Origin of the sequence: Brevibacillus sp. HB1.2 (assembly GCF_013332495.1) — a bacterium.
Classification (GTDB): Bacteria; Bacillota; Bacilli; order Brevibacillales; family Brevibacillaceae; genus Brevibacillus; species Brevibacillus porteri.
This window is the reverse complement of record NZ_JABMIU010000002.1, coordinates 380784-406289: the sequence shown is the minus strand read 5'-3', so window position 1 is coordinate 406289 and position 25506 is coordinate 380784. Positions and strand designations below refer to the sequence as shown.

Below are 25506 nucleotides of genomic sequence, written 5' to 3'. Positions count from 1 at the left end.
TGAACAAATGCTGCTAAAACCAAGGACGTGTCAGGTGGTAGTCATAGGTGGAGGGTCTGTCGGGCTGCTGTATGCAGCAAGGCTCGCACTCGCTGGACAACCTGTTACGATTGTTACACGCAGTTCACTCCAGGCGAATCAGCTAAATGAACGTGGGCTCAGCTTTCAAAAGCTGAATGGCGAAACAGTCACTATTCCTGTCACCGCCAGCCCCATTGAAGAAGGATTGCCTGAAGGGGATCTGTATCTGTTAACTGTAAAGCAGCCAGATTTGCACAGCGTGCTTCCAGCCTTACAAGGGGTAGACCTTGAGGCAAGAGTGATCGCTTTGCAAAATGGCATGGGTCATTACGAATTGCTTCGAACCGTTTTAACGGAGACACAGTGTTTCTTTGCAATTAATACGGAAGGAGCAAGGAGATTGTCGCCTACAGAGGTCGTGCATACCGGTACAGGTACTTTGCGCGTAGGTTCTTGGGAGACTTCTGATTGCAATGATCCATTGATTCGCACATTTGTTGAGTGGGCGCTATCAACAGGCATGGAGGCTGTCTATGAAAAGGCAATACAGCCCTTCGCTTGGCGCAAGCTCATCGCAAATGCGCTGATCAATCCGTTAACCGCGCTTTTTGAAATCCCAAATGGTGCTCTCCTCGAAAATTCACATACGCAACAGCTCATGCGTGCTTTATTTGTGGAAGCAGCTGCAGTGGCTGCCTATGCCGGACAAAAAATCGAGGATGCAGACTTGCAGGAAATTGTCTCCATTTGCCGAAATACTTCCCGTAATCTTTCCTCCATGTTGCAGGATATAAAGAAGCGCAGACAGACGGAAGTGCAGTCTATCAACGGCTATCTCGTCCAAGTAGGACAAAAGGCCGGGATTCCGACTCCGCTGCACGAAACCTTGCTTCGCGTTATCCTTCTGAAGTCAGACATGGGAATACGGAAGGAGGGAGGCGACAGTAGATGACCTTTTTGGCGAATGTCTGGGCCTATTTGTGGGGTACGCTGACGGTTGTGCCGTTTCTCGGGTTTCCGCTCGTTTATTTCATCTTGTATGTGACGACGCGGAATAAGAAATTGGCAGGCCGCTTCGCGATAAATATCACGAATCTTTTGGTGATTCGTTCTGCCGTTTCCGCTTACGAACTGATCTGGCCCGAGGCTTTGTCCGCTTGGTGGTGGGTATTCTGCTTTTACCTAGTGGTAACCGTGCTTCTTGGGTGGGTACAGATGAAGTGGAAGGGGCGGCTCTCCCTCAAAAAGGTAGGATTTTCGGCCTGGCGTTTGTCGTTTCTCTGGTTTGGAATCGTCTACATAGTGCTGTTTACGACCGGAATTATCAAAACGATGGGTGTCGTGTAAAGCACTGTTGATACATATCGTATTTATTCCGATAAGAAAGAAGGTTGGAACTATGCGACTTCCCATCGAGACCATCGGTCACAAGATTCGAATGATTCGGAAAGAACGCGGCTTTACCTTGGAAATTATGGCAGGCAAGACAGGGTTAAGCAAAGGTTTGCTGAGCCAAGTAGAGCGTGGAATTTCGCAGCCGTCGCTTGATTCGCTGTGGAAAATCACCAAAGCTCTGGAGTCACCCATCATTCATTTTTTCGAGGATATTGATCAGAAGCAGGTGCATGTGACTCGCTTGCAAAAACGCAGACAACTAGTCTTTCCTGAATCGACGGGCACTTATTCGCTGCTCTCGATGGGAGGCAGTGCCAAGCTGGGGATGCTGGAAGTGCGACTGATGCCTGGAGAAATGGCTGTCGACAAATTCGTACAGTCTGAGGGAGAAGAGTGCTTCACGGTCATTACTGGTAGTGTGACAGCGCGCTTCAACGATGAAGAGCATGTATTGGAAGCAGGAGACAGTATTTCATTTGACAGCAGCAAAACACACTCAATCGAAAATACAGGAGAAACGGAAGCTTTGTTAATTTGGTCCGTAACCCCTCCACAATTTTAATGCAAGCGCGAACGAGCCTGTATTACACTTTGACAACCCATTAAAGTGGGTTGTCTTGTTTTTTGTGGCTGTGGAGCATGTTATAATTTTGATTGACCATGGCCCTAAGAAAGGTGAGCTAGCATGAATGTTGAATGTCTCGCGCTTCCATTGGCGAATCCGCTGGCACAGGAGTACCAGCAGCAAAATGCCTCTGCATTACAGTTTTTTGCGCATAATCCCTACCGAGAACAGTCCTACCGAGAACGCGTGGAATGGCTTCAAAGTCAATCCTATCCTCACCGGAACCAGCTCGTGGAAGGTTTATATCGTTTTAATAAAGAGATGGGTACTCACCCTGAAGCACTGAAAAATATCGAGTTGCTCAAACAGCCAGACACATATGTGGTCATCGGCGGTCAGCAAGCAGGAATTCTGGGTGGACCACTCTATACAGTCAACAAAGCTGTTCATCTGATCCAGGCAGCGAAAAGGCTGTCTGCCGAGCTTCAGGCGAACGTCATTCCGGTGTTTTGGATTGCTGGGGAAGACCATGACATCGATGAGATCGATCATGTGTACTGGGGAGCGGACGATGGAAAGCGCCTGCATAAAGAGCGGCTGCCTCTGAACAAAAAGGGCCGCCAATCTGCAAGTACGCTACCCTTGGACTCTGAACTGTGTACACAGTTCCTGGAAAAGTTTTTCCAGGGACAAACAGAGACTTCCGAAACCAAGAAGATTCGTGAGTTGCTGATGCAGACTGCGGCAGATTCGCCTACAGTCGCAGAGTGGTTTGCCCGCTTGATGGCAAAACTGTTTGGCAAGCACGGTCTAGTTCTGGTTGAATCCTCGTTGCCATTTGTTCGTGAACTGCAGCAACCCATTTTTTCACAGATCATTGAGAACAATGAGCAATTGACAAAGGTGATGCTACGGGCGGCGGATCGGATTTCAACGGCTGGCTATCCGCTTCAATTGCAAGTGGAAGAACATCAAGCTAATTTGTTCGTCTATGAGGGCAATGATCGATTGCTGCTAGAACGTCACGGGGAGCGCTTTATCAATCGGAGACGCTCTTACAGTCGCGATGAATTGCTCAAGCAGGTTGCAGATTCCCCGGAGCGTTTTAGCACAAATGTCGTTACTCGCGGGTTGATGCAGGAGCATCTGTTTCCTACGCTTGCCTTCATTGGAGGTCCTGGCGAGATTGCTTATTGGGCGTTTTATCGGGAGGTATTCGAGCTGTTCGGGATGCAGATGCCGATCGTATTGCCTCGTATGTCCATTACCCTTGTGGAAGGTGCTCAACAGAGACTGCTGGATAGCTTGGGGCTTTCTATGGAACAAGTCTTGACTGATTTCACCGCTTGGAAAACCGAGTGGTCCAAAAACCAGGCACCGCATCCGTTGGAGCAGCAATTCGCATCGGCAAGGGAGTTGATCATGTCGATCTATCGTCCGCTGGTAGAAGAGGTCGTTTCTTTGGATGGCGGATTGCGTGGTCTGGCTGAGAAAAATAGTAAGCTGCTATTAGAGCAAGTATCCTTTTTGGAAGAGCGTCTGATTCGTTCGCTACAGCAAAAAGATGATGTGGAGCATGTGCGCGTCCAACGAATTGAGACCGCTTTGTTGCCCGAAGGTGCTCTGCAAGAAAGAAAGCATTCGTTTTTCCCATTTGCAAATAAGTATGGTCTTGGCTTGGTTGACCGTTTAGTAGATGCGCCATTCGCGCATGATGGTACTCATCAACTTTATTACCTGTAAAATGCAGTACAAAATAGTCGGATCGTCCTAGAAGTGGACCCGGCTATTTTTTGTTGTTTAAGCTGATGGAAAACTTTTCTTCTAATTATGCTGAAACTTTTCCGACAAATTCTGCGTATTAGTAGTAATGGATTGTTTTTGGGGAAAGGTGGTACTCGGGATGCAGATTACATTACAACAAATCGGGAAAAAAGCCACTCTACTAGTTGTTAGCTTGTCGGTTTTATTGACGGGTATTGCAACCGCAGGATTGAAAAAGGCCGACGCACGGGAAGAATACGTGGCCAATTCACCTGCATTTATCGACACAAATGGACATTGGGCAGCAAAAGAAATAGGGATCGCTACCAAAAAAGGATTAATTAAAGGATTTCCCGACGGGACCTTTAAGCCAGAACAAACAGTGACGCAAGAACAGTTTTTATCCCTAATTGAACGCGTCATTCCTTCCTTTACAGGTCATGAGCCTGACAGCTTTATCAAAGAGACCTACTTGCAGGCTGCTGCGGGACGTTGGTCGGAAAAAACCTATCACCATTTGGCTTCAGCGGGTATCATGCCATCCGGGAAGCCGACGCATAGCATGACACGGTTGGAAGCGGCAAGAACCTTGCTGGCAGCCATCGGGCATCAATCAGAAGGGGAAAAATATCGGGGAACGACAGCGAAATTTTTCACGGATCTTTCAGTCGAAAATGAAACACAGGTGATGACGGTCTACCCTGCCTACAAAATGGGGATTTTGGCTGGCTTTCCAGATGGAAGCTTTCGTCCTGATGACAAAATCAACAGAGCACAGGCAGTCGTCCTGTTAAATCGTTTGGAAACAAAAATCGACGAGCTGTACCCTGGCAATGTAGCAGAGAGCGAGAAAAAGGCAATGACACAAGCCGTCTCGTCATTTGTGGGAGACGTGATGGATAAGCAAAAGATTCGTCGCTTTGATGACTTGTCCGCGTATGTAAAGAAAAACAATCTACCTGTCAGCGAATCGTTTTTACGTGAGCATTTTTCGTTTATGCAGTATGAAGTGTATGATTATGTCCGGTTTCCGCAATTTAATGAGCTGATGTACTTTGCAAAAATCGGAATGAATAAATACAGAATGACGGTTCAATATTACGCAGGGGATTTGGGTGGAAGTGTCGATCGCACGTTTTACCTTTCCTCGAGCGATGGCAAAACGTTTAGACTGATTGGAAAAGATGAATAAGAAAAGAAGGCTGGGATATGACCCCAGCCTTTTTTTGTGTCAGGCATGCCGTTTTTGCCAGATAAAAAGGACGAATGCAATCACGAGGGGATAGAGGGCGGACCATCCCAAAAAAGGATAGAGTCCTACTGTACAGACGAGAGAAGTCCAGGAAGCGATTCGGCCTACGCGACTATTACGCAAGAGTCGTACACCAGCCAGACACCCGCCGATGTAAGTCGCAAAAAAGGTTGCATTAGGCAGCTCGATGAGTCTGGACAAGTCGATCATGTCGAAATAGAGTACACCGAGAACGAGGACAAAACATAGAGAGAGAAACAGAAGTCCGCCGGTTGGTGTCCGGTACTTGGCGTGGAGGGTGCCAAACCAGCGAGGAGCGATCTTTTCTTGCGCCAGCGAATAGGCGATACGTGAAGCAGCACCAATGTAAGCGTTGGCTGTTGCGATACAAATGAACAGTGCGGTTACGGCTACGATCCATCCGCCGGTCGGACCCAGGGAGAGTTGAACCATGACACTGAGTGAGGCAGCGGAGATACCGAACCCGTAGCTATGCGTAGCGACAGTCATAAAGGCCACGGCAAAATACAAGAGAGCGACGATTCCCGCGCTCCACAAAACACCGCGAATCGCGTTTTTCGCAGGATCGACGAATTCCTCTGAGAGATGCGTCACGGCTTCCCACCCAATGAAGCACCAGAACATCAGACCTGCTGCTTGCACGACACTCAACCAACCGTTTGGCATAAAAGGGGTAAAGTGCGTGACTGATGCATGCGGAATGCTTGCGACAATGGCCAAAATCAAAATCGTAATAATCAGCGAGACAACAATCGTTTGGACACGTGCAGCTACATGCAAGCCTATAACATTCATCATAAGGACAGCGAGAAGAAGCAGAGCAGCAGCCGCATAAACTTGCGACTCACTCCAGTTCAGCAGGATCGCAATGTAGTTGGCCCCTGTAACACTTAGAATCGGTGCGCCAATCGGGACAGACAAGAGAAAGAACCAGCCTACCATGTTTCCGAATCGATCTCCGTACGCTGTCCGTACAAATGTAGAGACTCCACCTGAGCTCGGATAACGAGCAGATAACAGCCCCATCGTAATGGCCATGGGCAGGACGAGAATAGACATGACGAGCCAAGCTAAAATGGAAGCAGGACCAGCCTTCTGCGCTGCGAGTCCGGGGATGAGCAGTACGCCGGAACCGATCACAGCTCCGATGTATAAGGCGACGATCTGCGGAAGTCGCAGTGTTTTGGCTAGACTGGGGGCTTGCGTCGATGATTTCCCCATAGGTAGATCCCTCACTTTTTTTACTTACCTTGTCGTTGGTAACTGAAGTGTAGCATAGACTTAATCATCGGAGTTATCTATAATGTTAGATAATTCAAATCGGTTTTTTCGATGAAAAGAGGGGGAAATCTGGATACTCGTTATTTGCAAACATTCCGTGAAGTAGCAAAATTCCAAAGTTTTACTCGTGCAGCAGAAATTTTAGGATACGCGCAGTCGAGTGTAACGACCCAAATTCAAAATCTGGAATCGGAGTTCGGTGTCAGTCTATTCGAGCGTTGGGGCAAAAAAATTAGGCTTACCCATGCAGGCGAAGTGCTTCTCGGCTACAGCGAACAGCTGCAAGCTGTATTAGATGAAGCAAAAGCGAATCTGTCAGAGCAAGCACATCTGGCGGGAACGTTGAGTATCGGAACAGTGGAGTCACTGGCAGCCTTTTATTTACCACCCTATTTGCAAAAATTTCGCTTGGAGCAGCCGCGTATGCGAATCATGCTTGCACCGGGCATCTGTCAAGACTTGAGGCAGGGGGTAAAGGAAGGGAAGTTCGATTTCGCCTTTGTGCTCGACTGGCTCCACGATCAATCTGAGCTGACAAATGTCGTTTTAGGTGAGGAAAAACTAGTTGTTGTGGCTGCGCCTACACACCCGCTTGTGAAAAAAGAGAAGGTAGAAACGCACGATTTTAGCGGGGAAACCTGGATTTTTACAGAAAAGGGATGCAGTTACCGAGGGATGATGGAATCGGTGTTGCGTGAAGCAGGAGCCACCGTGGAATCTTCTTTTGAATTTGGCAGTCTGGAAGCGATAAAACAATGTGTCGCATATGATTTAGGAATTGCGTTACTTCCGAAAATTGTCGTACAAGAAGAAGTGAAAAATGGTACACTTGTAATACTCTCGTTTTCCCATCCGGATATCCGTGTTTTCCGACAGTTGGTCTACCATAAAAAGAAATGGATGCCACAGGCTTTGTTACGCTTTTTGGAGTTACTTACGGTAGAAACTGCAGAGTGTAAAGTGCCGATAATAGGAAGATAATTGGAAAAACTGATGATGGTTGAACTTGCGTATGATATGATAGACAAGGTTGCTTTATGAGATAAAAGGAGGTCCATCCGTACATGAACACAGTATCTGAAAGCATCGTAAAAGATATGGCGTTGGCGCACAACGGCCATCTGAAGATTGATTGGGTAAAAGAACACATGCCTGTCCTGAACCGCATTCGCGAGCGCTTTGAAAAAGAGAAGCCGTTTGCAGGACTGAAAGTTGCGATCTCCTTGCACTTGGAAGCGAAAACAGCTTATCTGGCAAAAGTAGTTCAAGCTGGTGGCGCTGAAGTAACCATTACCGGTTCCAACCCGCTCTCTACGCAAGATGACATTTGCGCAGCGTTGGTGGAAGACGGCATTCGCGTATTTGCGAAATACAATCCAGATCCTGCTGAGTACAAAGAGCACCTGATCAAAACACTGGAAACTCGTCCTGACTTGATCATTGATGACGGTGGCGACCTGATCACCATTTTGCACAGCGAGCGCCGTGATCTGCTGTCTCAAGTACGTGGTGGTGCAGAAGAAACCACAACAGGTATTCTGCGTCTGAAAGCGCTGGAAAAAGAAGGCAAGCTCGAATTCCCAATGGTTGCCGTAAACGATGCATTCTGCAAATACTTGTTCGACAACCGCTATGGTACTGGTCAATCCGTATGGGATGGGATCAACCGTACAACGAACCTTGTAGTTGCGGGTAAAACTGTTGTTGTAGCAGGCTATGGCTGGTGCGGTAAAGGTGTAGCGATGCGCGCAAAAGGTTTGGGCGCAAAAGTAATCGTAACCGAAATCGACCCAATCAAAGCGGTAGAAGCTTACATGGATGGATTTGAAGTAATGCCAATGCTTGAAGCTGCGAAGCATGGTGACTACTTCGTAACAGTGACAGGTAACCGCGATATCATCAGCAAAGACCATTTTGCTGTGATGAAAGATGGCGCAATCTTGTCCAATGCGGGTCACTTCGATGTCGAAGTAAACAAGGTCGATCTGAATGCAATGTCGACTTCTTCCCGTATTGTGCGTAAAGATATTGAAGAATTTGTCTTGGCTGATGGTCGAAAAGTGTATCTGCTCGCAGAAGGCCGCCTCGTGAACTTGGCTGCTGGCGACGGACATCCGGCTGAAATCATGGATATGACCTTTGCTCTGCAAGCAGTATCCTTGGCTTATGTCAATGAACAGTACCAAAACATTGGCAAAACAGTGCTGAACGTACCATTCGAATTGGATCAAATGGTGGCACAGTACAAGTTGGAAGCTCTGAACATCGGAATCGACAAATTGACAAATGAGCAAAAATCCTACCTGGAAAGCTGGGTCGAATAGTCACTCGAATCCCGTCTTTTCCCGGCAAAAAAATATGCGAAAAAATCCTGCTTACAAACGCAGGATTTTTTTTTATAATAACAAATAGGTACCAGGTGGGGAAAAGTGGGGGAAAGTGGAGCCAACCGACAGGAAAGTGGGGGACCAGGGCGTGTTCATGGGGGAATATCAGCACAGCATCGACGAAAAAGGCCGCCTGACGATCCCAGCCAAATTCCGTGAAGGGCTAGGCGCTTCCTTTGTTATTACCCGCGGGCTGGACCAATGTTTGTTTGCTTATCCGCAAGATGAGTGGAAACAACTAGAGGAAAGACTCAAGTCTCTCCCATTTACAAAAGCAGATGCTCGCGCATTTACACGATTTTTCTTTTCAGGTGCCACCGAATGCGAGTGGGACAAGCAGGGAAGGGTAAACATACCACCCAATTTACGTGAGCATGCAGGCATGCAAAAAGAATGTGTGATCATTGGGGTGTCAAACCGTGTAGAGGTATGGAGCAAGGAACGCTGGGAAGATTATTTTGCTCAGTCAGAAGGCTCTTTTGGAGAAATTGCCGAAAAACTGGTTGATTTTAATTTGTAGCAGCGAGAAGAACAGGAGTGACGACATTGTCGTTTCATCACGTAACCGTTTTGATGGATGAGGCTGTCGCAGGACTAAACATTCGTCCTGGAGGCATTTATGTAGACTGTACACTTGGTGGAGCTGGGCATAGCAGCTTGATTGCTTCCAAGCTGACGGATGGCGGTCGCCTTATCGCCATCGATCAGGACGACTGGGCACTGGATAATGCCCGCGAAAGACTCGCTTCCTATATGGACAGAGTCACGCTGGTAAAGAGCAACTTTCGCCATATCAAAGACATTGTGAGAGATTTAGGTTTGGATGGCGTAGACGGGGTGTTGTTTGACCTCGGGGTATCCTCTCCGCAATTGGACGAGGGAGAGCGCGGCTTCAGTTACAATGCCGATGCGCCCTTGGATATGAGAATGGACCAACAAGCGCCACTGTCTGCCTATGACATTATCAATGAGTGGGATGAAGAAGAGATTGCTAAGATCATTTGGCTGTACGGAGAAGAGAAATTTTCCCGGAGAATTGCCCGGCAAATCGTTCAACAACGAAAGAAGCAGCCGATCCAAACAACAGGCGAGCTGGTTGAATTGATTAAGGAAGGAATTCCTGCCGCTGCGCGCCGTACCGGACCCCATCCGGCGAAGCGCACATTTCAGGCGATTCGGATCGCAGTCAATGATGAGCTGGATGCATTCAAAGAGGCCGTCGTCGATGCTATTACTGTCTTGAATCCAGAAGGTCGCGTAAGCGTCATCACGTTTCATTCCTTAGAGGACAGAATTTGCAAGCAAATTTATCAAGACTTTTCAAAAGGGTGCACGTGTCCGCCAGCCTTTCCGATTTGCACATGCGGCAATAAAGCGGTTGTAAAAGTCATTACAAAGAAGCCGATTTTGCCATCAGAAGAAGAATTGGAAGCAAACAAACGTGCACGATCAGCTAAACTACGGGTAGCGGAGAAGCTATAGACCGGGATCGACGAGAAAGGGGAGGGAGAAGCGATGAGTTATTACTACCGAGGAAATCTAGCTATGGAGTTGGAACAACAATCCCGCTCTGTAACGAAAACAACAAAGCGCACGGTTCGAATCAAGCCAACGATTCCGACCGGAGAAAAATTGCTGTATCTCTTATTTATCTCGTTAACCGTCGTCGGCTTGGGTCTAGTGGGTGTCCGCTACTCGCAAATTTCCCAGTTGAATTACGAAATTCAAAGCACCAAACATGAAAACCGTGTGACGGCAGAAAAAAGTGCAACGTTGAAATTGCAAATTGAGCAAATGACCAATCGGGATCGCCTGCAAAAAGAAGCAGAGAAGCAGGGGATGGTATACACTCCAGCAGCTGTACATACGATTGGAAAACCAGAAGTACAAGCGAGTTCTCTGCCGCAAACACAACCCAAAAAACCTTAAATGTTACTGCTCTCACGTGCGGTAACATTTTTTCTTAGCTAGGCCCGAGTCTGCTCCTGACTCGGCTAGGTTGCGTTCGTCTCCCCCATCTACCTTTGTTGGGAGGCGGGCGATCTTTGATGCGACGGAGTTGAATGGAGATGGAATGGAAACGAAAAGTAAATTGGCGGATTCTCGTGGTAGCCTTATGCTTGATCTTGACCTTTTCGACGTTGAGCTTTCGAATTTATTGGATCCAAACCGCAGAGGCTGCCAGAATCATGGAAACTGCACAAAAGCAGTGGGACCGGGAACATGTTTTGAAGCCAAAGCGTGGAGCGATCTATGATCGAAACGGAGAGATTTTGGCGTATGATGGTAAGGCATACACGGTAAATGCAAGGCTGAAGCCACTTGATGCGAGAGACGAAGATGTGGTGAAAGACCCTTACTACACAGCGAATATGCTGGCTCCTATTTTGAATGCGCCTGTTCCAGAATTGGTGAAGAATTTGACCAAATCAAGTAAAGTAGTGGAATTGGGACGCTACGGGCTAAAGATCAGTGAAGAGCAGAGAAACCGTATTTTGAATTTGCAATATCCGACACTGCCAAGCGGTGAGAAGCTCAAAAAGAATCAGCTCCCAGGAATCTATTTGACTGAAACGACTCGCCGGGTTTATCCGAATAACGCCTTCGCTTCCCATGTGATCGGTTATCTTGATTTGTATGATGAACCGAAAATGGGGATTGAGCTGAAATTGAACGAAGAATTGGCTGGGAAAAAGGGAAATATTGCCTACCAAAAGGATCGCGCAGGCTACCAGCTGCCAGACGGAGAAGGGGAGTACATTCCGGCAAAGGATGGTTTAGATGTTTACCTGACAATTGACCGGCAAATCCAGAATTATGTAGAACAAGCGCTTGACAAGGTGGAGCAGCAGTACAAGCCACAGGGCATGACGGTGATTGTGGCCGACCCACAAAGCGGTGAGGTTCTGGCCATGGGCAACCGCTCACAGTTCAATCCGAATACGTACTACAACGGGATTGATAATTACAATAACCATGCAGTCACCACAATGTTTGAGCCGGGCTCTACGTTTAAGATTATTACTCTTGCGGCAGCGATTGAAGAAAAAATGTTTAATCAGAATGAAACCTATCAATCAGGTGCCTATACCATCAAGGGGCAGATTCCGATCCGCGACCACAACAATGGTGCTGGTTGGGGAACCATCACCTTTTTGGAAGGGGTTCAGCGATCCAGTAACGTATTGTTCGCGAAGTTGGGGTATGAACGGTTGAAGCTGGAGGGTTTGAAGAAATACTTCAAAAAATTCGGGATGGGTGAAGTAACCGGAATTGAGCTTCCCTACGAGAAAAAAGGAAGTCTGATCAACCTGGAAAAACCTCGGTCACCACGTGACTGGGCTGCAACAACGTATGGACAAGCCGCGACGGTTACGGCGATCCAGCAGGTTGCCGCTGTAGGGGCGATCGCGAATGGAGGAGAGCTTCTAAAACCTCATATTGTAAAAGAAATGCGCGATCCTCACACGGGAGCAGTCGTCAAACGCACGCAACGTGAGGCTGTGGAGAGGGTTGTAAGTGAAGCGACTGCGAAACAGACACGCGACATTTTGGGTAAGGTTGTCTCAGAGAAGCCCGGGACCGGTTTACAATATCAGATCGAAGGGTACCAAGTAGCAGGAAAAACGGGAACTGCACAAAAATATGATCCCAACACAGGGAAAATTATGGATGGACGTTATGTAGTTTCCTTCATTGGTTTTGCGCCAAAAGACAATCCAAAGCTGTTGGTCTATGTCGTTATTGATGATCCGCAAACAGATGCTTGGTATGCATTGTGGGGTAAAATGATGCTCGCTCCAATGTTTACATCCATTATGGAACGCAGCCTCCAATATTTGCAGCAGCAGCCCGATTTGTCGGTAGTCAAGGATAAACAGACTGAAAAGCCGACGACGAAAAAAGAAGCGCAGGCAGCACTTGCATCTTCACCTGCGACACCGAAGACATTGCCTAAGTTTGAAGGGATGTCCACGACAGCCGCACAATTGCGGGCGAAGCAGGACAATTTGACGGTCACAGTAGCCGGAACAGGTACGAAAATCGTCAAACAGTATCCGGAAGCCTACGATCAGGTCGTTCCAGGTGAACAGATCATCCTGGTAACTGACAGGGTAAAAGGAACAAAGATGCCTGATTTCAAAGGAAAATCATTGCGTGACGTTATGGAGTTCAGCTCTTTGATCAATCTCGAAATGAAATCGACTGGAACTGGATTCGTCACTCAGCAAAGTATTCCTCCGGGAACGGTGCTCCAGGGTACAGAGCTGCTTCAGGTGACGCTGCAATCTGTGTCCGAACCACCTGTACCGACTACACCACCTCCAGGTCAGGAGGGCGGCACAGTGCCTGCTACAACGACGCCTAACAATCAAGGGTCGAATCCTACTACAAATCCAACAGGTGGAAATAATCCGGCTCCGCCATCTTCCGGTCAGCAAACTGGGCAAGGTGGAGAGGCACAGCCGCCGGCATCTGGACAGGCACCTCCTCCTGACAAACCAGGAGACCAAACGACGCAAACACCGACAACTCCATAGTTCTAACTAGTCCCCCCTGCGAATAAGGTTAAGAAGAGACAACCTATTTGAGGGGGGACTCGCTTTGCGGGTATCCAATGCTACTGTACGCCGACGCATTTTTATCATCTTGATTGTAGGAGTCGTTTTGTATTCGGCACTTGTCACCCGTTTGGGGTATGTTCAATTGATAGAAGGACCGAAACTCTCGCAAATGTCAGATGAACTGCTCAAGCGGGAAATTAAATTTCAACCCAATCGCGGTCGCATTCTAGACAGAAGCGGCAATGAGCTCGTGACGAATATGACCGTCCCTACACTGGTATCGGTAGGGGCGCAAATCAAAGACCCTAAAGAAACAGCGAGACAGCTCGCCGTCATTTTGGAGCAAAAAGAAGAAGATGTATATCGTGCCATTACAAAAAAAGAAATGAGTAACAACCAGATTCCAGGTGGAAGAAAACTGTCTATTGAAAAGGCGAGAAAAATACAAGAATTGAATTTGCCAGGTATATACTTGGCAGGAGATACGAAGCGTTTTTACCCGAACGGAAATATGGCAGCCCATATTCTTGGTTTCACAGGCATTGACAATCAAGGGTTGACAGGACTTGAAAAAATTTACGATCCCTTCTTGATGGGGACCGAGGGGCATATTTCATTTCCGTCAGATGCCAAAGGGCGTGTACTGCCAGGTGGAACAGAAGACTACGTAGCACCCGTAAATGGTATGGACATGTATTTAACACTCGACAATACCATCCAATCGTTTATCGAACGCGAGCTGGATCAGGCGGTGGTCGCTTATCAGCCTGATGATGTGCTGGCGATCGCCATGAATCCAAAGACAGGAGAAATATTGGGGATGGGAAGTCGCCCGACTTTTCAACCGGATGCGTACAGGGACTATCCTTCAGAGGTGTACAATAGAAATCTCCCTATCTGGAAAACATACGAGCCTGGTTCCACTTTCAAGATCGTGACCCTTGCAGCGGCTTTGAATGAAGGTGTCATCAATTTGAACGAGGGATTTTACGATCCGGGTTTCATTAATGTGGCAGGTAAGCGATTGCGATGCTGGAAGCGGCAGGGGCATGGACAGGAAACGATGCTGGAAGTGGTAGAGAATTCTTGTAACCCTGGCTTTGTTACGATGGGCCAGCGACTGCAAAAAGAACGACTTTTTGACTACATCAAAAAATTTGGCTTCGGACAAAAGACAGGGATCGATTTGATCGGCGAAGAAAACGGGCTGTTATTCAACTTGAATAAAGTGGGACCGGTAGAGCTGGGTACGACTTCTTTCGGTCAAGGGGTATCGGTAACACCGATTCAACAAATGGCGGCAGTCTCAGCTGCTATCAATGGTGGCAAACTTATGAAGCCGTTTGTTGCCAAAGAATGGCGGGATAGTGTGACACACGATGTCGTAGCAAGGACCTTGCCGACGGAAGTTCGACAGGTGATTACTGCGGAGACCTCAGCCAAAGTTCGGCATGCGCTGGAAAGTGTGGTCGCTCAAGGAACGGGTAATAAGGCATATATTGAAGGGTATCGGGTAGGAGGAAAGACGGGAACCGCGCAAAAAGTAAAAAATGGCCGTTACGTAGATGGGGAATACATCGTGTCGTTTATCGGCTTTGCGCCGGCGGATGATCCACAGATTGTCGTATATTTCGCCGTGGACAATCCGAAAGCACTGGCGTTTGGTGGATTGATTGCCGCCCCGAGTGTAAAAAGTATCATGGAATCCTCCCTTCAACATTTGAATGTACCCAAACGAAAAGATGGCATCCCCAAGGAAATTAACAAAGCACTTGGAGAAAGGGCGCCAATTGAAGTGCCAAACATGGTCGGACAGTCCATGAGAGACGTAGTGACAACGTATGATACTCTGCCGCTAGTCGTTTCAGGTAAAGGACAGTACGTCATCCAGCAGTCCCCTGCACCTGGAGTAAAAATTGATGAGGGCGGAAAAATTCGCATATACCTTGGTGACAAATCGACCAAATAGCTTTAAAATGAGATTTCGAAGGCGGAGGGGAGTAGGCTTGTCTACGTTCGCTCTGCCTTTGTTCGTCAAGACTGCGCCTAAATGAACGGCGTAGCCAAGTACAAATGTTCAAATTTCTGTCTATACTAGTTGGAGAATGGGGTGCCTGTTTCATGTTTCTACGGGATCTGCTCATGCCTTTGTTGCCAGTAACGGTTTCGGGGGATGACAGCATGGAGATTACGGGTTTGACAGCAGACTCGCGCCAGGTAAAGCCCGGCTACGTGTTTGTCTGTCTGACTGGATATACCGTGGATGGACATACGTTCGCGGCCCAGGCGGTGAAGGATGGTGCCGTTGCCGTGTTATCCGAACAAGATCTGGACGTGCCAGCGACTATTGTCAAAGTACCGGATACCCGGCGGGCAATGGCTATGCTGGCTGATCGTATTTTCGGATCTCCTACGAAAGAAGTAAAAGTCATTGGCGTAACGGGGACAAATGGCAAGACGACCACTACGCATCTGATCGACAAAATTTTGTGCGATCAAAGCAAGCAAACAGGCTTAATCGGAACGATCCATATGAGAATTGGAGACGTAACGGAGGAAGTCAAGAATACGACTCCGGATGCCATAGATTTGCAAAGAAGCTTTCGCCGTATGTGCGATGTAAACACAGACTATGCGATTATCGAGGTTTCCTCTCATGCACTGGAGCTGGGAAGAGTCCGCGGTTGTGAAATTCATACAGCGGTTTTCACCAACCTGACGCAGGATCACCTCGACTATCATAAAACGATGGAAAACTATCGCTACGCCAAATCATTGTTGTTTTCCCAGCTGGGCAACAGCTATGACACAGACCGTTTAAAAACAGCTGTACTGAATGCGGATGACGAGGCGTCCGAATTATATGCTACCGTTACACCGGCGCGAGTCATTACATACGGCATTGATCAACCAGCAGATGTAAGGGCAAAACAAATCGAAATCACCAGTAAAGGAACTTCTTTTACAGTCGAAAGCTTCGCTGGTAGTGCGCGTCTGAACCTGAAGCTGATGGGAAAGTTCAATGTGTATAACGCTTTGGCAGCCATCGCGGTTACACTCGCAGAAGGGATTCCACTAGAAGAGATCAAAGCGAGCCTGGAAGAGGTAGCGGGCGTAAATGGGCGATTTGAAGCAGTAGATGCTGGTCAGCCGTTTGCAGTACTCGTCGACTACTCCCATACACCAGACAGCTTGGAAAATGCATTAATGACCGTCAAGGAATTTGCCCGTGGCAACGTATTTTGCATTGTTGGTTGCGGAGGCGACAGAGATCGAACCAAACGCCCAATCATGGCGCAAATTGCAACGAAATATGCTGATCTGACCGTCTTAACATCAGATAATCCGCGTTCAGAGGAGCCGCAGGCGATTCTCGATGACATGCTGGCTGGCTTGTCGGAAGTGGCACCTGATCGTTATACAGCACTGACAGACCGACGCGAAGCAATTGCACATGCCGTTTCGCTTGCAAAGCCGGACGATGTGATCTTGATCGCCGGAAAAGGACACGAAACGTATCAAATTATGAAAGACCAGGTGTTGCCCTTCGATGACCGTGAAGTTGCGCGCGAAGCGATTGCCCGGTACAACCAAGAATAGAACAGATGCCACACACTGCATCGAAAGAAAGGGGGCTCGGGCATGTTCGTTGACAACGTCCTAATCGTCACGATCGTCGCTGCGTTTCTCATCGCTGTACTCATTGGCCCATTGTTTATTCCCTTCCTTCGCCGCCTGAAATTTGGGCAGGCAATTCGTGAGGAAGGACCGCAATCCCATTTTAAGAAGGCTGGAACTCCCACGATGGGAGGCACCATCATTCTTTTGGCACTCATATTTACCGTGTTGAAGTTTGCCAATGCGAAAATGGAAATTTACTTCCTGTTATTGGTGACTCTCGGATACGGTTTAATCGGGTTTCTGGATGATTTCATCAAAATCAAGAAAAAACGCAACCTCGGGTTGACCGCCAAACAGAAGTTTGCTGGTCAGATTGTCTTGGCAATCGGCGCTTATATTTTGCTGCTCATGATGGGGCATGACACGTCCATCCATCTGCCAGGTACACCGTGGAAGCTCGAGCTTGGCTATTTTTACTTCCCATTCCTGTTGTTCCTGTTGGTAGGTACAACGAATGCCGTTAACATCACAGATGGATTGGATGGACTATTGGCAGGGACGGGAGCAATTGCTTTTGGTGCTTATGCGATCATCGCATGGTTTGGTCAAGATTATGACACCGCTATTTTTAGTGCAGCTGTTGTAGGTGCGGTACTTGGCTTCCTCGTCTTCAATGCACATCCGGCACGCGTGTTCATGGGTGATACCGGTTCACTCGGACTGGGTGGAGCACTTGCGGGAATTGCAATCATGACCAAGACGGAATTGCTCTTGGCTATTATCGGTGGGGTATTTGTTGTCGAGACGCTCTCTGTAATTATGCAGGTAGTCTCCTTTAAGACACGTGGAAAGCGTATTTTCCGTATGAGTCCCCTGCATCATCATTTTGAATTAACAGGCTGGTCAGAGTGGCGCGTGGTTGTCACGTTCTGGCTCGTCGGTATGTTCTTTGCTGGATTGGGTGTATACCTTGAGGTGGTGACAATCAGATGATGCGTTTTCAAGATAAGCATGTCGTCGTTATTGGTATGGCAAAGAGCGGTGTCGCAGTGGCAAAACTGCTACACCGCTTTGGTGCTCATGTCGTCGTAAATGATAAAAAGCCACGTGAAGAAGCGTTGGGGATAGAAGAGCTGGAATCATTGGGGATTCCGGTCATTTGCGGCTATCACCCAGATGATCTGATTCATGAAGGTGTTTCCCTTGTGGTCAAAAATCCGGGGATTCCGTATGAAGCAGCACCCGTCAAGCAGGCGCAGGCACTAGGCATTCCTGTTGTGACGGAGGTGGAGCTGGCCTCCCAGATTGCCAAGGCACCGATTATCGGCATTACAGGCTCCAATGGCAAGACTACGACCACTACGCTCGTCGGACTGATTTTCAAAGAAGCGGGTCTGGATGCGAAGGTAGGAGGCAACATTGGTACCGTGTTGTGCGGCCTGGCGGAGGAAGCTGGTCCTGACGAATGGCTCGTTGCCGAATTGAGTAGCTTCCAACTGATGGGGACGAGGGAATTCCGCCCGCATATCGGTGTTTTGCTCAATCTGTATCCTGCACATCTCGATTACCATCACACCATGGAAGAGTATTTGGCAGCCAAACTAAAAATGTTTACCAACCAAACGGCAGATGACGCAGCTATTTTGCCATATGACCAACCAGAGATCGTAGAAAAATGCAAAGACCTCCCAGCAGCCATCTACTACTTTAGCAAGAGTCAAGAGGTGCCAAAGGGAGCTTTTGTCAAGGATGGTTTGATCCTGTTTGCGGATGGGAATGGGAATACAGAGCCAATCGTTGCGATAGCGGACATTACCGTTCCTCATCTGGACAACGCTCTTGCAGCAATTCTTGTTGCGAAGCTCGCAGGCGCGGACAAGCAATCGATTATACAAGTTCTTACTACCTTCCCAGGGGTAGAGCACCGGATGGAGTTCGTGGATTCGATTCGCGGTGTCAAATACTTCAATGATTCAAAAGCAACCAACCCGGAAGCGGCATCGCGTGCCTTGCAAGCGTGTAAGGAGCCGGTCGTATGGATTTGCGGCGGGCTGGATCGTGGTGTTGATTTTCGGGAACTGCTGCCTGTGATCCAAGGTCGGGTAAAAGCAGTTATCGCTCTCGGGCAAACGGCTCCGATTTTATTGGAACGTGCTCAGGAAGCAGGGATTAATGAGCGTATCCATGTCGATACTGTGGAAAAAGCCGTTCTTGCTGCTTCCCAGTTGGCCGAATCAGGTGATGTGGTCTTACTGAGCCCTGCTTGTGCGAGTTGGGACATGTTTCCTTCGTTTGAGACAAGGGGGAGCATGTTTAAGGACGGCGTGCATAGACTTAAAACAAGCCTAGCATAACGTCCCACTGTACTATCAAGAATATGACAAAAGCGGGACGGCATGAGAAAGGATGACCTGGCACAATGAGCAAGGTACGCTCTGCCCCCGACTTCGTAATTATTTTTGCAACACTTTTTTTATTGGGAATTGGCATCGTGATGGTGTACAGCGCCAGCGCGATCGTGGCGCAAAAGCCGCCGTTTTCCGATCCGTATTTTTTCGCCAAGCGGCAACTGATCTTCGCTCTGTTAGGGATTACATCCATGTACATTACGATGAATATCGACTACTGGGTGTGGAAGCAATGGGCCAAGCCAGGGTATTTGGTGAGCATCGGTTTGTTGATTTTGGTTCTGATCATCGGGATTGAAGTAAATGGTTCGAAAAGCTGGCTTGGTTTTGGAGCCTTTGGAATTCAACCAGGTGAATTTGCGAAGCTAGGTGTCGTTGCATTCCTGGCCAGATGGCTCTCCGATAATCAGAAGCAAATTGTGTTGTTCCGAAAAGGTCTTATGCCTGCCTTGGGAATCCCGGTTCTGTGTTTTGGCTTGATCATGCTGCAACCGGATTTGGGCACAGGGACGGTTTTGATGGGAACAGCAGTTGTCATGATTTTTGCTTCAGGTGCGCGGATCAGTCATTTTGTCGGACTGGGAATGATCGGAGTTGTTGGCTTCATCGGCTTAGTTTTGTCAGCCCCTTACCGAATCAAAAGGATTACGTCCTTCCTCGATCCGTGGTCTGACCCGCTCAATACCGGCTATCAAATCATCCAATCCCTTTACGCGATCGGTCCCGGCGGTTTGTTGGGTCTTGGTCTAGGGCAAAGCAGACAGAAGCATTTGTACTTACCTGAGCCTTACAATGATTTTATTTTCTCGATTGTCGCGGAGGAGCTTGGCTTTATCGGAGGCACGCTCATTCTCCTGCTTTTCCTCCTCTTGTTGTGGAGGGGAATGCGAACGGCGATTACGGCTCCAGATTTGTTCGGAAGCTTGCTTGCACTAGGGATCATTGGCATGATTGCCATCCAGGTGGTCATCAATATTGGTGTTGTGACAGGGATGTTTCCGGTGACAGGGATCACGTTGCCGTTCTTAAGCTACGGTGGTTCATCATTGACACTGATGCTCACTGGTGTAGGTGTCTTATTGAACATCTCTCGTTTTTCTCGATAATAGAAACCTCAACGGGGAGTACGCAATCAGCAAGTAATCAGTCTATTGCTACTCCTTCTCAAAAAAGGGTGTGATCGTATGCGTGTCGTCTTAACAGGCGGTGGCACAGGTGGACATATTTATCCGGCGCTTGCGGTGGCGAGGGAAGTTTCCCGCCAAAATCCGCAGGCTGCCTTTTTGTATATTGGTAGTAAAAAAGGCTTGGAAGCAGGTTTGGTTCCGAGATCAAATATACCTTTCCAATCCGTGGAAATTAGCGGGTTGAAACGCAAGCTGTCGTTGGACAACCTGAAGACCTTGTGGAAATTCGTCCGGGCAGTTGGCGATGCGAAGAAAATGCTGCGCGAATTCAAACCGGATGTCGTAATTGGGACGGGTGGCTACGTATGTGGTCCAGTCGTATATGCAGCTTCGCGATTGGGGATTCCGACTCTCATCCATGAGCAAAACGTAGTACCAGGCTTGACCAACAAGTTTCTTTCTCGTTCATCTACTCGGGTGGCCGTTTCGTTCAAAGAATCGCTTGCCCATTTTCCCCCGTCCAAAACGGTACTGACCGGAAATCCGCGTGCAACGGAAGTTATGCACGGTAATGCAGAGGCGGGTCGTAGCTTTTTGGGCGTGGACAACAACAAAAAAATCGTGCTGATCTTTGGCGGTAGCAGGGGAGCGCGCGCAATAAATGAGGCGGTGCTTTCAGTTGTTACGCAGTTGGGCAAATATGCCGATACTCATTTTGTATATGTGACAGGCGACGTTCATTTTGAAACGATTTCGGCACAGCTTCGTGAACTGGGAACACTTCCAAGTAACATTTCTGTGCTTCCTTTCGTCCATAATATGCCGGATGTTTTGGCGGCGACGCATGTATTGGTTGGTCGTGCAGGGGCATCTACCTTGGCTGAAATAACGGCACTAGGTGTGCCTTCGATCTTGATTCCGTCCCCGTATGTCACGAACAACCATCAAGAGAAAAATGCAAGAGGATTGGAGCGCGCAGGGGCAGCTCATGTTATCGTAGAGCGGGAGCTTACCGGAGAGAGCTTGCTACTTTCCTTGGAAAATATCCTTGCCAATCCAGCGAAATGGGAAGAAATGAAAAACAGTGCTCTTTCCTTGGGGATGCCGCAAGCAGCGACGGAGATTGTCCGTCAATTAGAGGCGATTACACGAAAAAAATGATCGGATGGGCGATTGTCACGCCGATCTGGGCGAACGCATAGTATAGAGCAAACACGTGAGAAGACTAGGTCCGACCTAGCAAACGTATCAGGAGGTTCACAAATGAAAAAGATCGCAGATGAACTCATGCAAGCAGGAATCGAAAAAGTGTGGACCGATGAACCCCTTGCTAATCATACAACGTGGCGGATCGGGGGTCCTGCTGATTTGTTAATCCAACCAAAGGATAAAGCATCCTTGCAAAAAGCCTTGCAGATCATCCATCGTCATGAAATTCCTTGGAGTGTAATCGGGCGCGGCTCAAACCTTCTGGTGAGGGACAGAGGGATACGTGGAGCCGTGCTTAAAGTGGCCGAGGGCTTAAGCCACTGTGAGTTCAGGGGCGAAGAGGTGTGTGTGGGTGCCGGATATTCCATGATCCGCCTGGCGGTGGAGACAGGCAAGATGGGATTAACAGGTATGGAGTTTGCAGGAGGGATTCCTGGTACGGTAGGCGGCGCCGTCTATATGAATGCGGGGGCACACGGATCTGATCTTTCACGTATTCTTATTGATGCCGAGATCCTTTTCGACAACGGCGAAAGTAAAGTGTTGAGTAACGAGGAACTGAGCTTTAGTTATCGGACGTCTCTTTTGCAAAAGCAAAAAGGGATCGTGTTAGAAGCCCGTTTTCAATTGAGGAAGGGCGACCGCAAGGAGATTGCGGCCACGCTCGCTGCCAATAAGGAACGACGGCGAAATACGCAGCCACTGCAGATGCCGTGTGCCGGCAGCGTGTTCCGAAATCCGCCAAATGACCACGCAGGTCGCCTGATTGAGGCGGCTGGGCTGAAGGGCTATCGGGTCGGAGGAGCTCAAGTTTCAGAAAAACACTCCAACTTCATCGTGAATTGCGGAGGTGCAACGGCTGCCGACGTCCTCACCTTGATTGATCACGTGCGGAGCACCATTCTCGAGAAAAATGGGATTGACCTGCATCCGGAAGTCCTGGTGGTGGGCGAGGGGTAACACGGAGGTGAAAGTTTGGAGACTTTTGCGATCGAAGGCGGAAGACCTCTGTCCGGTTCGCTTCGGATCCAAGGTGCTAAGAACGCTGCTCTTCCCATTCTTGCCGCTGCTGTGCTCGCGGAAGGGCAATTCTATATCTATGACGTCCCCCATCTAAAAGACATTAAAGTCATGCTCGAAATCTTGACGCTGCTTGGGGCGAATACGAAGCATGAGGACGGATGTGTCGATCTGGATACAACATCTGTCTGTGTCCCGCAGGTGCCGGATGATTTAATGAGCCAAATGCGATCTTCGATTTTTTTGGCGGGACCACTCCTGGCACGTCTGGGTGAGGTCACGATTTCCAGACCAGGTGGATGTGACATTGGAGAGCGCAGGATTGACTTACACTTGGCTGGATTGACTGCGCTAGGAGCCAAGATCGAAGAATCGGAAGGCTACATTACATTTCGGGCCAAACAATTGCGTGGGTCCAATATCTTTCTTTCCTTCCCTAGTGTGGGCGCGACGGAAAATATCATGATGGCGGCTGTGCTGGCAAAAGGCACGACCCGAATTTGTAATGCAGCACGAGAACCGGAAATCATCGACCTCCAAAATTTCCTGAATGCAATGGGCGCGCGGATCAGAGGGGCAGGCACCGATACGATTGAGATCAGTGGTGTACCTCGCTTGCGTTCCGTCAGTTACCGGATCATACCGGACAGGATTGTGACAGGGACCTATCTGCTGGCTGTCGGTATTTCACAGGGACATATCGAATTGACCAATACACTGCCTGAGCAATTGATGGCATTGATTGAGGTCGCCCGTAGCTGCGGTGTTGAAATCAAGACCCGCCATGATATAATGGAAATCAAAAGCACCTCCCGTCCACGTGCCTACGACCGGATCATCACCTCGCCATATCCAGGGTTTCCAACCGATTTGCAGGCGCAGCTGATGGTGTTTCTGTCACAGGCTAGGGGAACGAGTGTCATCAAAGAGACCATTTTTGAAGGAAGATTCAAACATGTGAATGAATTGGCGCGAATGGGCGCCTCTATATACGTAGATCTTGGCTCCGCAATCATTCGGGGTGTCAACAAATTGACCGCTACGAATGTCGAAGCTACCGATCTTCGAGCAGGTGCTGCCTTAGTCCTCGCAGGGCTTGCTGCAGAAGGTATTACCACGGTGAACCAGATCCATCATATCGATCGCGGATACGATCGGCTGGAAGAGCAGTTGCTTCAATTAGGAGCCGATATATCACGCGTATCGATTTAACCGAGGGAGAGTGGGCGGCATAATGTTATGCCGCTTTCCCTGTTTTGTTTAATGACATTTATTCGAAAGACATCCAGTAATTTACTTTGCTCTGGGCAATGAGCCTAAAAAACATGAGGAAGGGTACGGCCATGGCGGTATATGAGGAACGCATTCCGCAAGTTAAGCAACAACGCCCCAGAAGAAGGGGCAACCGCAAGCTGGTCATTCTACTGGTACTATTTTTTCTTACCATTCTCATCATCGTTTTTATCCGTTCCCCTTACAGTAAGGTGCAAGAGATTCGAGTGATTGGTAATGATATTTATACGACGGAGCAAATCATTACACAATCTGGCTTAAAAAAGGACATGCAGTTTCTAAACGTATGGGAGAACAGTGTACGAACTAACATGAAACCATTAGAGGCCATTAAAGATGTGACGGTGAACCGCTCTTTCCCTGGGTTGATCACGCTACATATAACCGAACAAAAGCGCGTCGCTTTTTGGAGTGGGCAGGACGGAAGCCGTTATGCCTTACTGGACAATGGCTATGTGCTCAAACAGGTTAATTTCGCCAAGCGCGTAGTGGACAGGCCATTGATTAGCTCGTGGGCTTCACCTGAGCTCCTTCCCCATCTTGCGAAGTCGCTATCGAAATTATCGCCAGATGTACTCGCGGAAATTTCGGATATTACGCTGACACCAACGGTTTACGACAAGCAACGCGTCACGCTGTACATGCGAGACGGGAATGAAGTAAGAAGCGTCATCTACAAGCTCGACAAGATGATGAACTGGTACCCGACGATCGTGAAAGAATTGCCGTCAAATACAAAAGGGGTGCTCTCTTTGTTTGAGCAGCCGTGGTTTATTCCGTACGGTGCTCAAGGGGCTATTCCTATACAGGAAGGGCAAGAGCAACCACAGCAGTAAATGAAAAAGGGGAAAGTAGACAATGAGTCGTCGTCGCAAATTTCATTTGTATTTAACCATCGTGACGTTATCTACCGGCTTTCTAGTGGCCACTTCCTTCGAAACGAACAAGCTTACGCGCAAAGAACGGATGAATGATCAGCTGTTCCAACAGGAAACGCAATTAAATGACCGAATTTTGGCTGAGAAGGAGCAAAATCGGCATCTGGAAAATCAACTGCTCGATTTGCAGCGTCAGGTGGGAAAAGTGGAAGAAGCGATGGCAGAGCGTAAATCGGAGGCTGCAGAGACACTCAGTCAACTGGATGCAGCGCGGATGCTGGCAGGGGTAGTCGCTGTTGCAGGGCCGGGTATTGTCATAACGATGCAGGATAGCCAAAATGCAGCGAACAGCGCAGACATCGCGAACTACATCGTGCATGAGCAGGATGTGCGCCTGGTCGTCAATGAACTGCGTGCAGCAGGAGCAGAGGCCATCAGCATTAACGGACAGCGAGTGGTGAGCAATTCCGAGATCCGTTGCATTGGACCAACGATTATCGTAAACGGCATCAAGTCGGCCGCTCCGTTTGTCGTAACAGCGATTGGAAATCCCGATACACTAGACAGTGCTTTGAACTTGCCGGGTGGTGTTTTGCACTCCTTGCAAGATTTTGTCCAAATAAGCGTAGCCAAAAAAGAGCGGGTCGAGCTGCCTGCCTTTGTTGGTGACGCGAAAACGAAACACTCCTAAATAAAAGG

General features: G+C 48.5%; 22 protein-coding genes. 21 read left to right on the top strand and 1 reads right to left on the bottom strand.

Going from position 1 to position 25506, the window contains the following annotated elements; all coding sequences use genetic code 11:
- The first annotated feature begins 7 nt into the window (after positions 1 to 7).
- The 5 genes from HPY28_RS06820 (at position 8) to HPY28_RS06800 (ending at position 4937) form a co-directional block, all read left to right on the top strand.
- Positions 8 to 973 (top strand): ketopantoate reductase family protein, encoded by a 966-nt coding sequence (locus HPY28_RS06820; RefSeq protein ID WP_017249574.1) that lies wholly within the window; start codon positions 8 to 10, stop codon positions 971 to 973.
- Positions 970 to 1368 carry a DUF3397 domain-containing protein gene (locus HPY28_RS06815; protein ID WP_017249573.1) on the top strand — a complete coding sequence of 133 codons (399 nt, stop codon included), beginning with the start codon at positions 970 to 972 and terminating at the stop codon, positions 1366 to 1368. Before HPY28_RS06820 ends, HPY28_RS06815 begins: the two co-directional genes overlap by 4 nt.
- Before the next feature lie 52 nt (positions 1369 to 1420).
- On the top strand, positions 1421 to 1978 hold the full coding sequence (locus HPY28_RS06810) for a helix-turn-helix domain-containing protein (protein WP_007717657.1): 558 nt from the start codon (positions 1421 to 1423) through the stop codon (positions 1976 to 1978).
- A gap of 123 nt (positions 1979 to 2101) precedes the next feature.
- Entirely contained in the window at positions 2102 to 3724 is a 1623-nt protein-coding gene (gene bshC / locus HPY28_RS06805) for a bacillithiol biosynthesis cysteine-adding enzyme BshC (protein ID WP_174230277.1), read from the top strand.
- A 160-nt stretch (positions 3725 to 3884) separates the two neighbouring features.
- The gene (locus HPY28_RS06800; protein WP_017249571.1) at positions 3885 to 4937 is read left to right on the top strand and encodes an S-layer homology domain-containing protein; all 1053 of its coding nucleotides are present in this window, start codon (positions 3885 to 3887) and stop codon (positions 4935 to 4937) included.
- 39 nt (positions 4938 to 4976) lie between these two features.
- Here HPY28_RS06800 and HPY28_RS06795 read toward each other — a convergent pair whose 3' ends face one another.
- On the bottom strand, positions 4977 to 6239 hold the full coding sequence (locus HPY28_RS06795) for an APC family permease (RefSeq protein WP_173622195.1): 1263 nt from the start codon (positions 6237 to 6239) through the stop codon (positions 4977 to 4979).
- A 111-nt stretch (positions 6240 to 6350) separates the two neighbouring features.
- Here HPY28_RS06795 and HPY28_RS06790 point away from each other — a divergent pair, with 111 nt between their 5' ends.
- From HPY28_RS06790 to HPY28_RS06715, 16 genes are all read left to right on the top strand, one after another.
- Complete coding sequence (locus HPY28_RS06790) at positions 6351 to 7280, top strand: LysR family transcriptional regulator (protein ID WP_174230276.1); 930 nt, start codon at positions 6351 to 6353, stop codon at positions 7278 to 7280.
- A gap of 83 nt (positions 7281 to 7363) precedes the next feature.
- Positions 7364 to 8623 (top strand): adenosylhomocysteinase, encoded by a 1260-nt coding sequence (locus tag HPY28_RS06785; RefSeq protein ID WP_174230275.1) that lies wholly within the window; start codon positions 7364 to 7366, stop codon positions 8621 to 8623.
- 151 nt (positions 8624 to 8774) lie between these two features.
- A complete protein-coding gene (mraZ, locus tag HPY28_RS06780; protein WP_017249567.1) occupies positions 8775 to 9206 on the top strand; it encodes a division/cell wall cluster transcriptional repressor MraZ in 432 nt (143 codons plus the stop codon).
- Between the two features lie 17 nt (positions 9207 to 9223).
- Positions 9224 to 10168 (top strand): 16S rRNA (cytosine(1402)-N(4))-methyltransferase RsmH, encoded by a 945-nt coding sequence (rsmH, locus tag HPY28_RS06775; RefSeq protein ID WP_173622193.1) that lies wholly within the window; start codon positions 9224 to 9226, stop codon positions 10166 to 10168.
- Positions 10169 to 10201: 33 nt separating this feature from the next.
- Entirely contained in the window at positions 10202 to 10615 is a 414-nt protein-coding gene (gene ftsL2 / locus HPY28_RS06770; protein WP_173622192.1) for a cell division protein FtsL, read from the top strand.
- Positions 10616 to 10755: 140 nt separating this feature from the next.
- Positions 10756 to 13227 (top strand): penicillin-binding protein, encoded by a 2472-nt coding sequence (locus HPY28_RS06765; protein ID WP_026043163.1) that lies wholly within the window; start codon positions 10756 to 10758, stop codon positions 13225 to 13227.
- A gap of 64 nt (positions 13228 to 13291) precedes the next feature.
- Positions 13292 to 15220, top strand: coding sequence for a stage V sporulation protein D (locus tag HPY28_RS06760; RefSeq protein WP_017249563.1), 1929 nt, complete (start codon positions 13292 to 13294; stop codon positions 15218 to 15220).
- A 152-nt stretch (positions 15221 to 15372) separates the two neighbouring features.
- Positions 15373 to 16851 (top strand): UDP-N-acetylmuramoyl-L-alanyl-D-glutamate--2,6-diaminopimelate ligase, encoded by a 1479-nt coding sequence (locus HPY28_RS06755; protein ID WP_174230274.1) that lies wholly within the window; start codon positions 15373 to 15375, stop codon positions 16849 to 16851.
- 42 nt (positions 16852 to 16893) lie between these two features.
- Entirely contained in the window at positions 16894 to 17865 is a 972-nt protein-coding gene (gene mraY, locus HPY28_RS06750; RefSeq protein WP_015892099.1) for a phospho-N-acetylmuramoyl-pentapeptide-transferase, read from the top strand.
- Positions 17862 to 19226, top strand: coding sequence for a UDP-N-acetylmuramoyl-L-alanine--D-glutamate ligase (murD, locus tag HPY28_RS06745; protein ID WP_174230273.1), 1365 nt, complete (start codon positions 17862 to 17864; stop codon positions 19224 to 19226). The genes mraY and murD overlap by 4 nt, the downstream gene beginning before the upstream one ends.
- Positions 19227 to 19291: 65 nt before the next feature.
- Positions 19292 to 20386 carry a stage V sporulation protein E gene (gene spoVE / locus HPY28_RS06740; RefSeq protein ID WP_017249560.1) on the top strand — a complete coding sequence of 365 codons (1095 nt, stop codon included), beginning with the start codon at positions 19292 to 19294 and terminating at the stop codon, positions 20384 to 20386.
- Between the two features lie 78 nt (positions 20387 to 20464).
- Complete coding sequence (murG, locus tag HPY28_RS06735; protein WP_174230272.1) at positions 20465 to 21568, top strand: undecaprenyldiphospho-muramoylpentapeptide beta-N-acetylglucosaminyltransferase; 1104 nt, start codon at positions 20465 to 20467, stop codon at positions 21566 to 21568.
- A gap of 102 nt (positions 21569 to 21670) precedes the next feature.
- Positions 21671 to 22576: a UDP-N-acetylmuramate dehydrogenase gene (gene murB, locus HPY28_RS06730; RefSeq protein WP_017249558.1), complete on the top strand. Its 906-nt coding sequence runs from the start codon at positions 21671 to 21673 to the stop codon at positions 22574 to 22576.
- 15 nt (positions 22577 to 22591) lie between these two features.
- Positions 22592 to 23848, top strand: a complete 1257-nt coding sequence (murA, locus tag HPY28_RS06725) for a UDP-N-acetylglucosamine 1-carboxyvinyltransferase (RefSeq protein WP_017249557.1) — start codon at positions 22592 to 22594, stop codon at positions 23846 to 23848.
- 131 nt (positions 23849 to 23979) lie between these two features.
- Positions 23980 to 24765: a cell division protein FtsQ/DivIB gene (locus HPY28_RS06720; protein ID WP_174230271.1), complete on the top strand. Its 786-nt coding sequence runs from the start codon at positions 23980 to 23982 to the stop codon at positions 24763 to 24765.
- A 22-nt stretch (positions 24766 to 24787) separates the two neighbouring features.
- Positions 24788 to 25498 (top strand): DUF881 domain-containing protein, encoded by a 711-nt coding sequence (locus HPY28_RS06715; RefSeq protein WP_017249555.1) that lies wholly within the window; start codon positions 24788 to 24790, stop codon positions 25496 to 25498.
- Positions 25499 to 25506 lie beyond the last annotated feature (8 nt).

What these genes read in the sequence shown, in the direction of transcription:
- HPY28_RS06810 (WP_007717657.1), top strand. Translation starts at nt 1,421, where the DNA reads ATGCGACTTCCCATCGAGACCATCGGTCACAAGATTCGAATGATTCGG.
- ftsL2 (WP_173622192.1), top strand. Translation starts at nt 10,202, where the DNA reads ATGAGTTATTACTACCGAGGAAATCTAGCTATGGAGTTGGAACAACAA.
- bshC (WP_174230277.1), top strand. Translation starts at nt 2,102, where the DNA reads ATGAATGTTGAATGTCTCGCGCTTCCATTGGCGAATCCGCTGGCACAG.
- HPY28_RS06815 (WP_017249573.1), top strand. Translation starts at nt 970, where the DNA reads ATGACCTTTTTGGCGAATGTCTGGGCCTATTTGTGGGGTACGCTGACG.
- mraY (WP_015892099.1), top strand. Translation starts at nt 16,894, where the DNA reads ATGTTCGTTGACAACGTCCTAATCGTCACGATCGTCGCTGCGTTTCTC.
- murD (WP_174230273.1), top strand. Translation starts at nt 17,862, where the DNA reads ATGATGCGTTTTCAAGATAAGCATGTCGTCGTTATTGGTATGGCAAAG.
- HPY28_RS06820 (WP_017249574.1), top strand. Translation starts at nt 8, where the DNA reads ATGCTGCTAAAACCAAGGACGTGTCAGGTGGTAGTCATAGGTGGAGGG.
- spoVE (WP_017249560.1), top strand. Translation starts at nt 19,292, where the DNA reads ATGAGCAAGGTACGCTCTGCCCCCGACTTCGTAATTATTTTTGCAACA.
- HPY28_RS06800 (WP_017249571.1), top strand. Translation starts at nt 3,885, where the DNA reads ATGCAGATTACATTACAACAAATCGGGAAAAAAGCCACTCTACTAGTT.
- HPY28_RS06720 (WP_174230271.1), top strand. Translation starts at nt 23,980, where the DNA reads ATGGCGGTATATGAGGAACGCATTCCGCAAGTTAAGCAACAACGCCCC.
- HPY28_RS06765 (WP_026043163.1), top strand. Translation starts at nt 10,756, where the DNA reads ATGGAATGGAAACGAAAAGTAAATTGGCGGATTCTCGTGGTAGCCTTA.
- HPY28_RS06755 (WP_174230274.1), top strand. Translation starts at nt 15,373, where the DNA reads ATGTTTCTACGGGATCTGCTCATGCCTTTGTTGCCAGTAACGGTTTCG.
- murG (WP_174230272.1), top strand. Translation starts at nt 20,465, where the DNA reads ATGCGTGTCGTCTTAACAGGCGGTGGCACAGGTGGACATATTTATCCG.
- HPY28_RS06785 (WP_174230275.1), top strand. Translation starts at nt 7,364, where the DNA reads ATGAACACAGTATCTGAAAGCATCGTAAAAGATATGGCGTTGGCGCAC.
- murB (WP_017249558.1), top strand. Translation starts at nt 21,671, where the DNA reads ATGAAAAAGATCGCAGATGAACTCATGCAAGCAGGAATCGAAAAAGTG.
- HPY28_RS06715 (WP_017249555.1), top strand. Translation starts at nt 24,788, where the DNA reads ATGAGTCGTCGTCGCAAATTTCATTTGTATTTAACCATCGTGACGTTA.
- HPY28_RS06790 (WP_174230276.1), top strand. Translation starts at nt 6,351, where the DNA reads ATGAAAAGAGGGGGAAATCTGGATACTCGTTATTTGCAAACATTCCGT.
- HPY28_RS06795 (WP_173622195.1), bottom strand. Translation starts at nt 6,239, where the DNA reads ATGGGGAAATCATCGACGCAAGCCCCCAGTCTAGCCAAAACACTGCGA.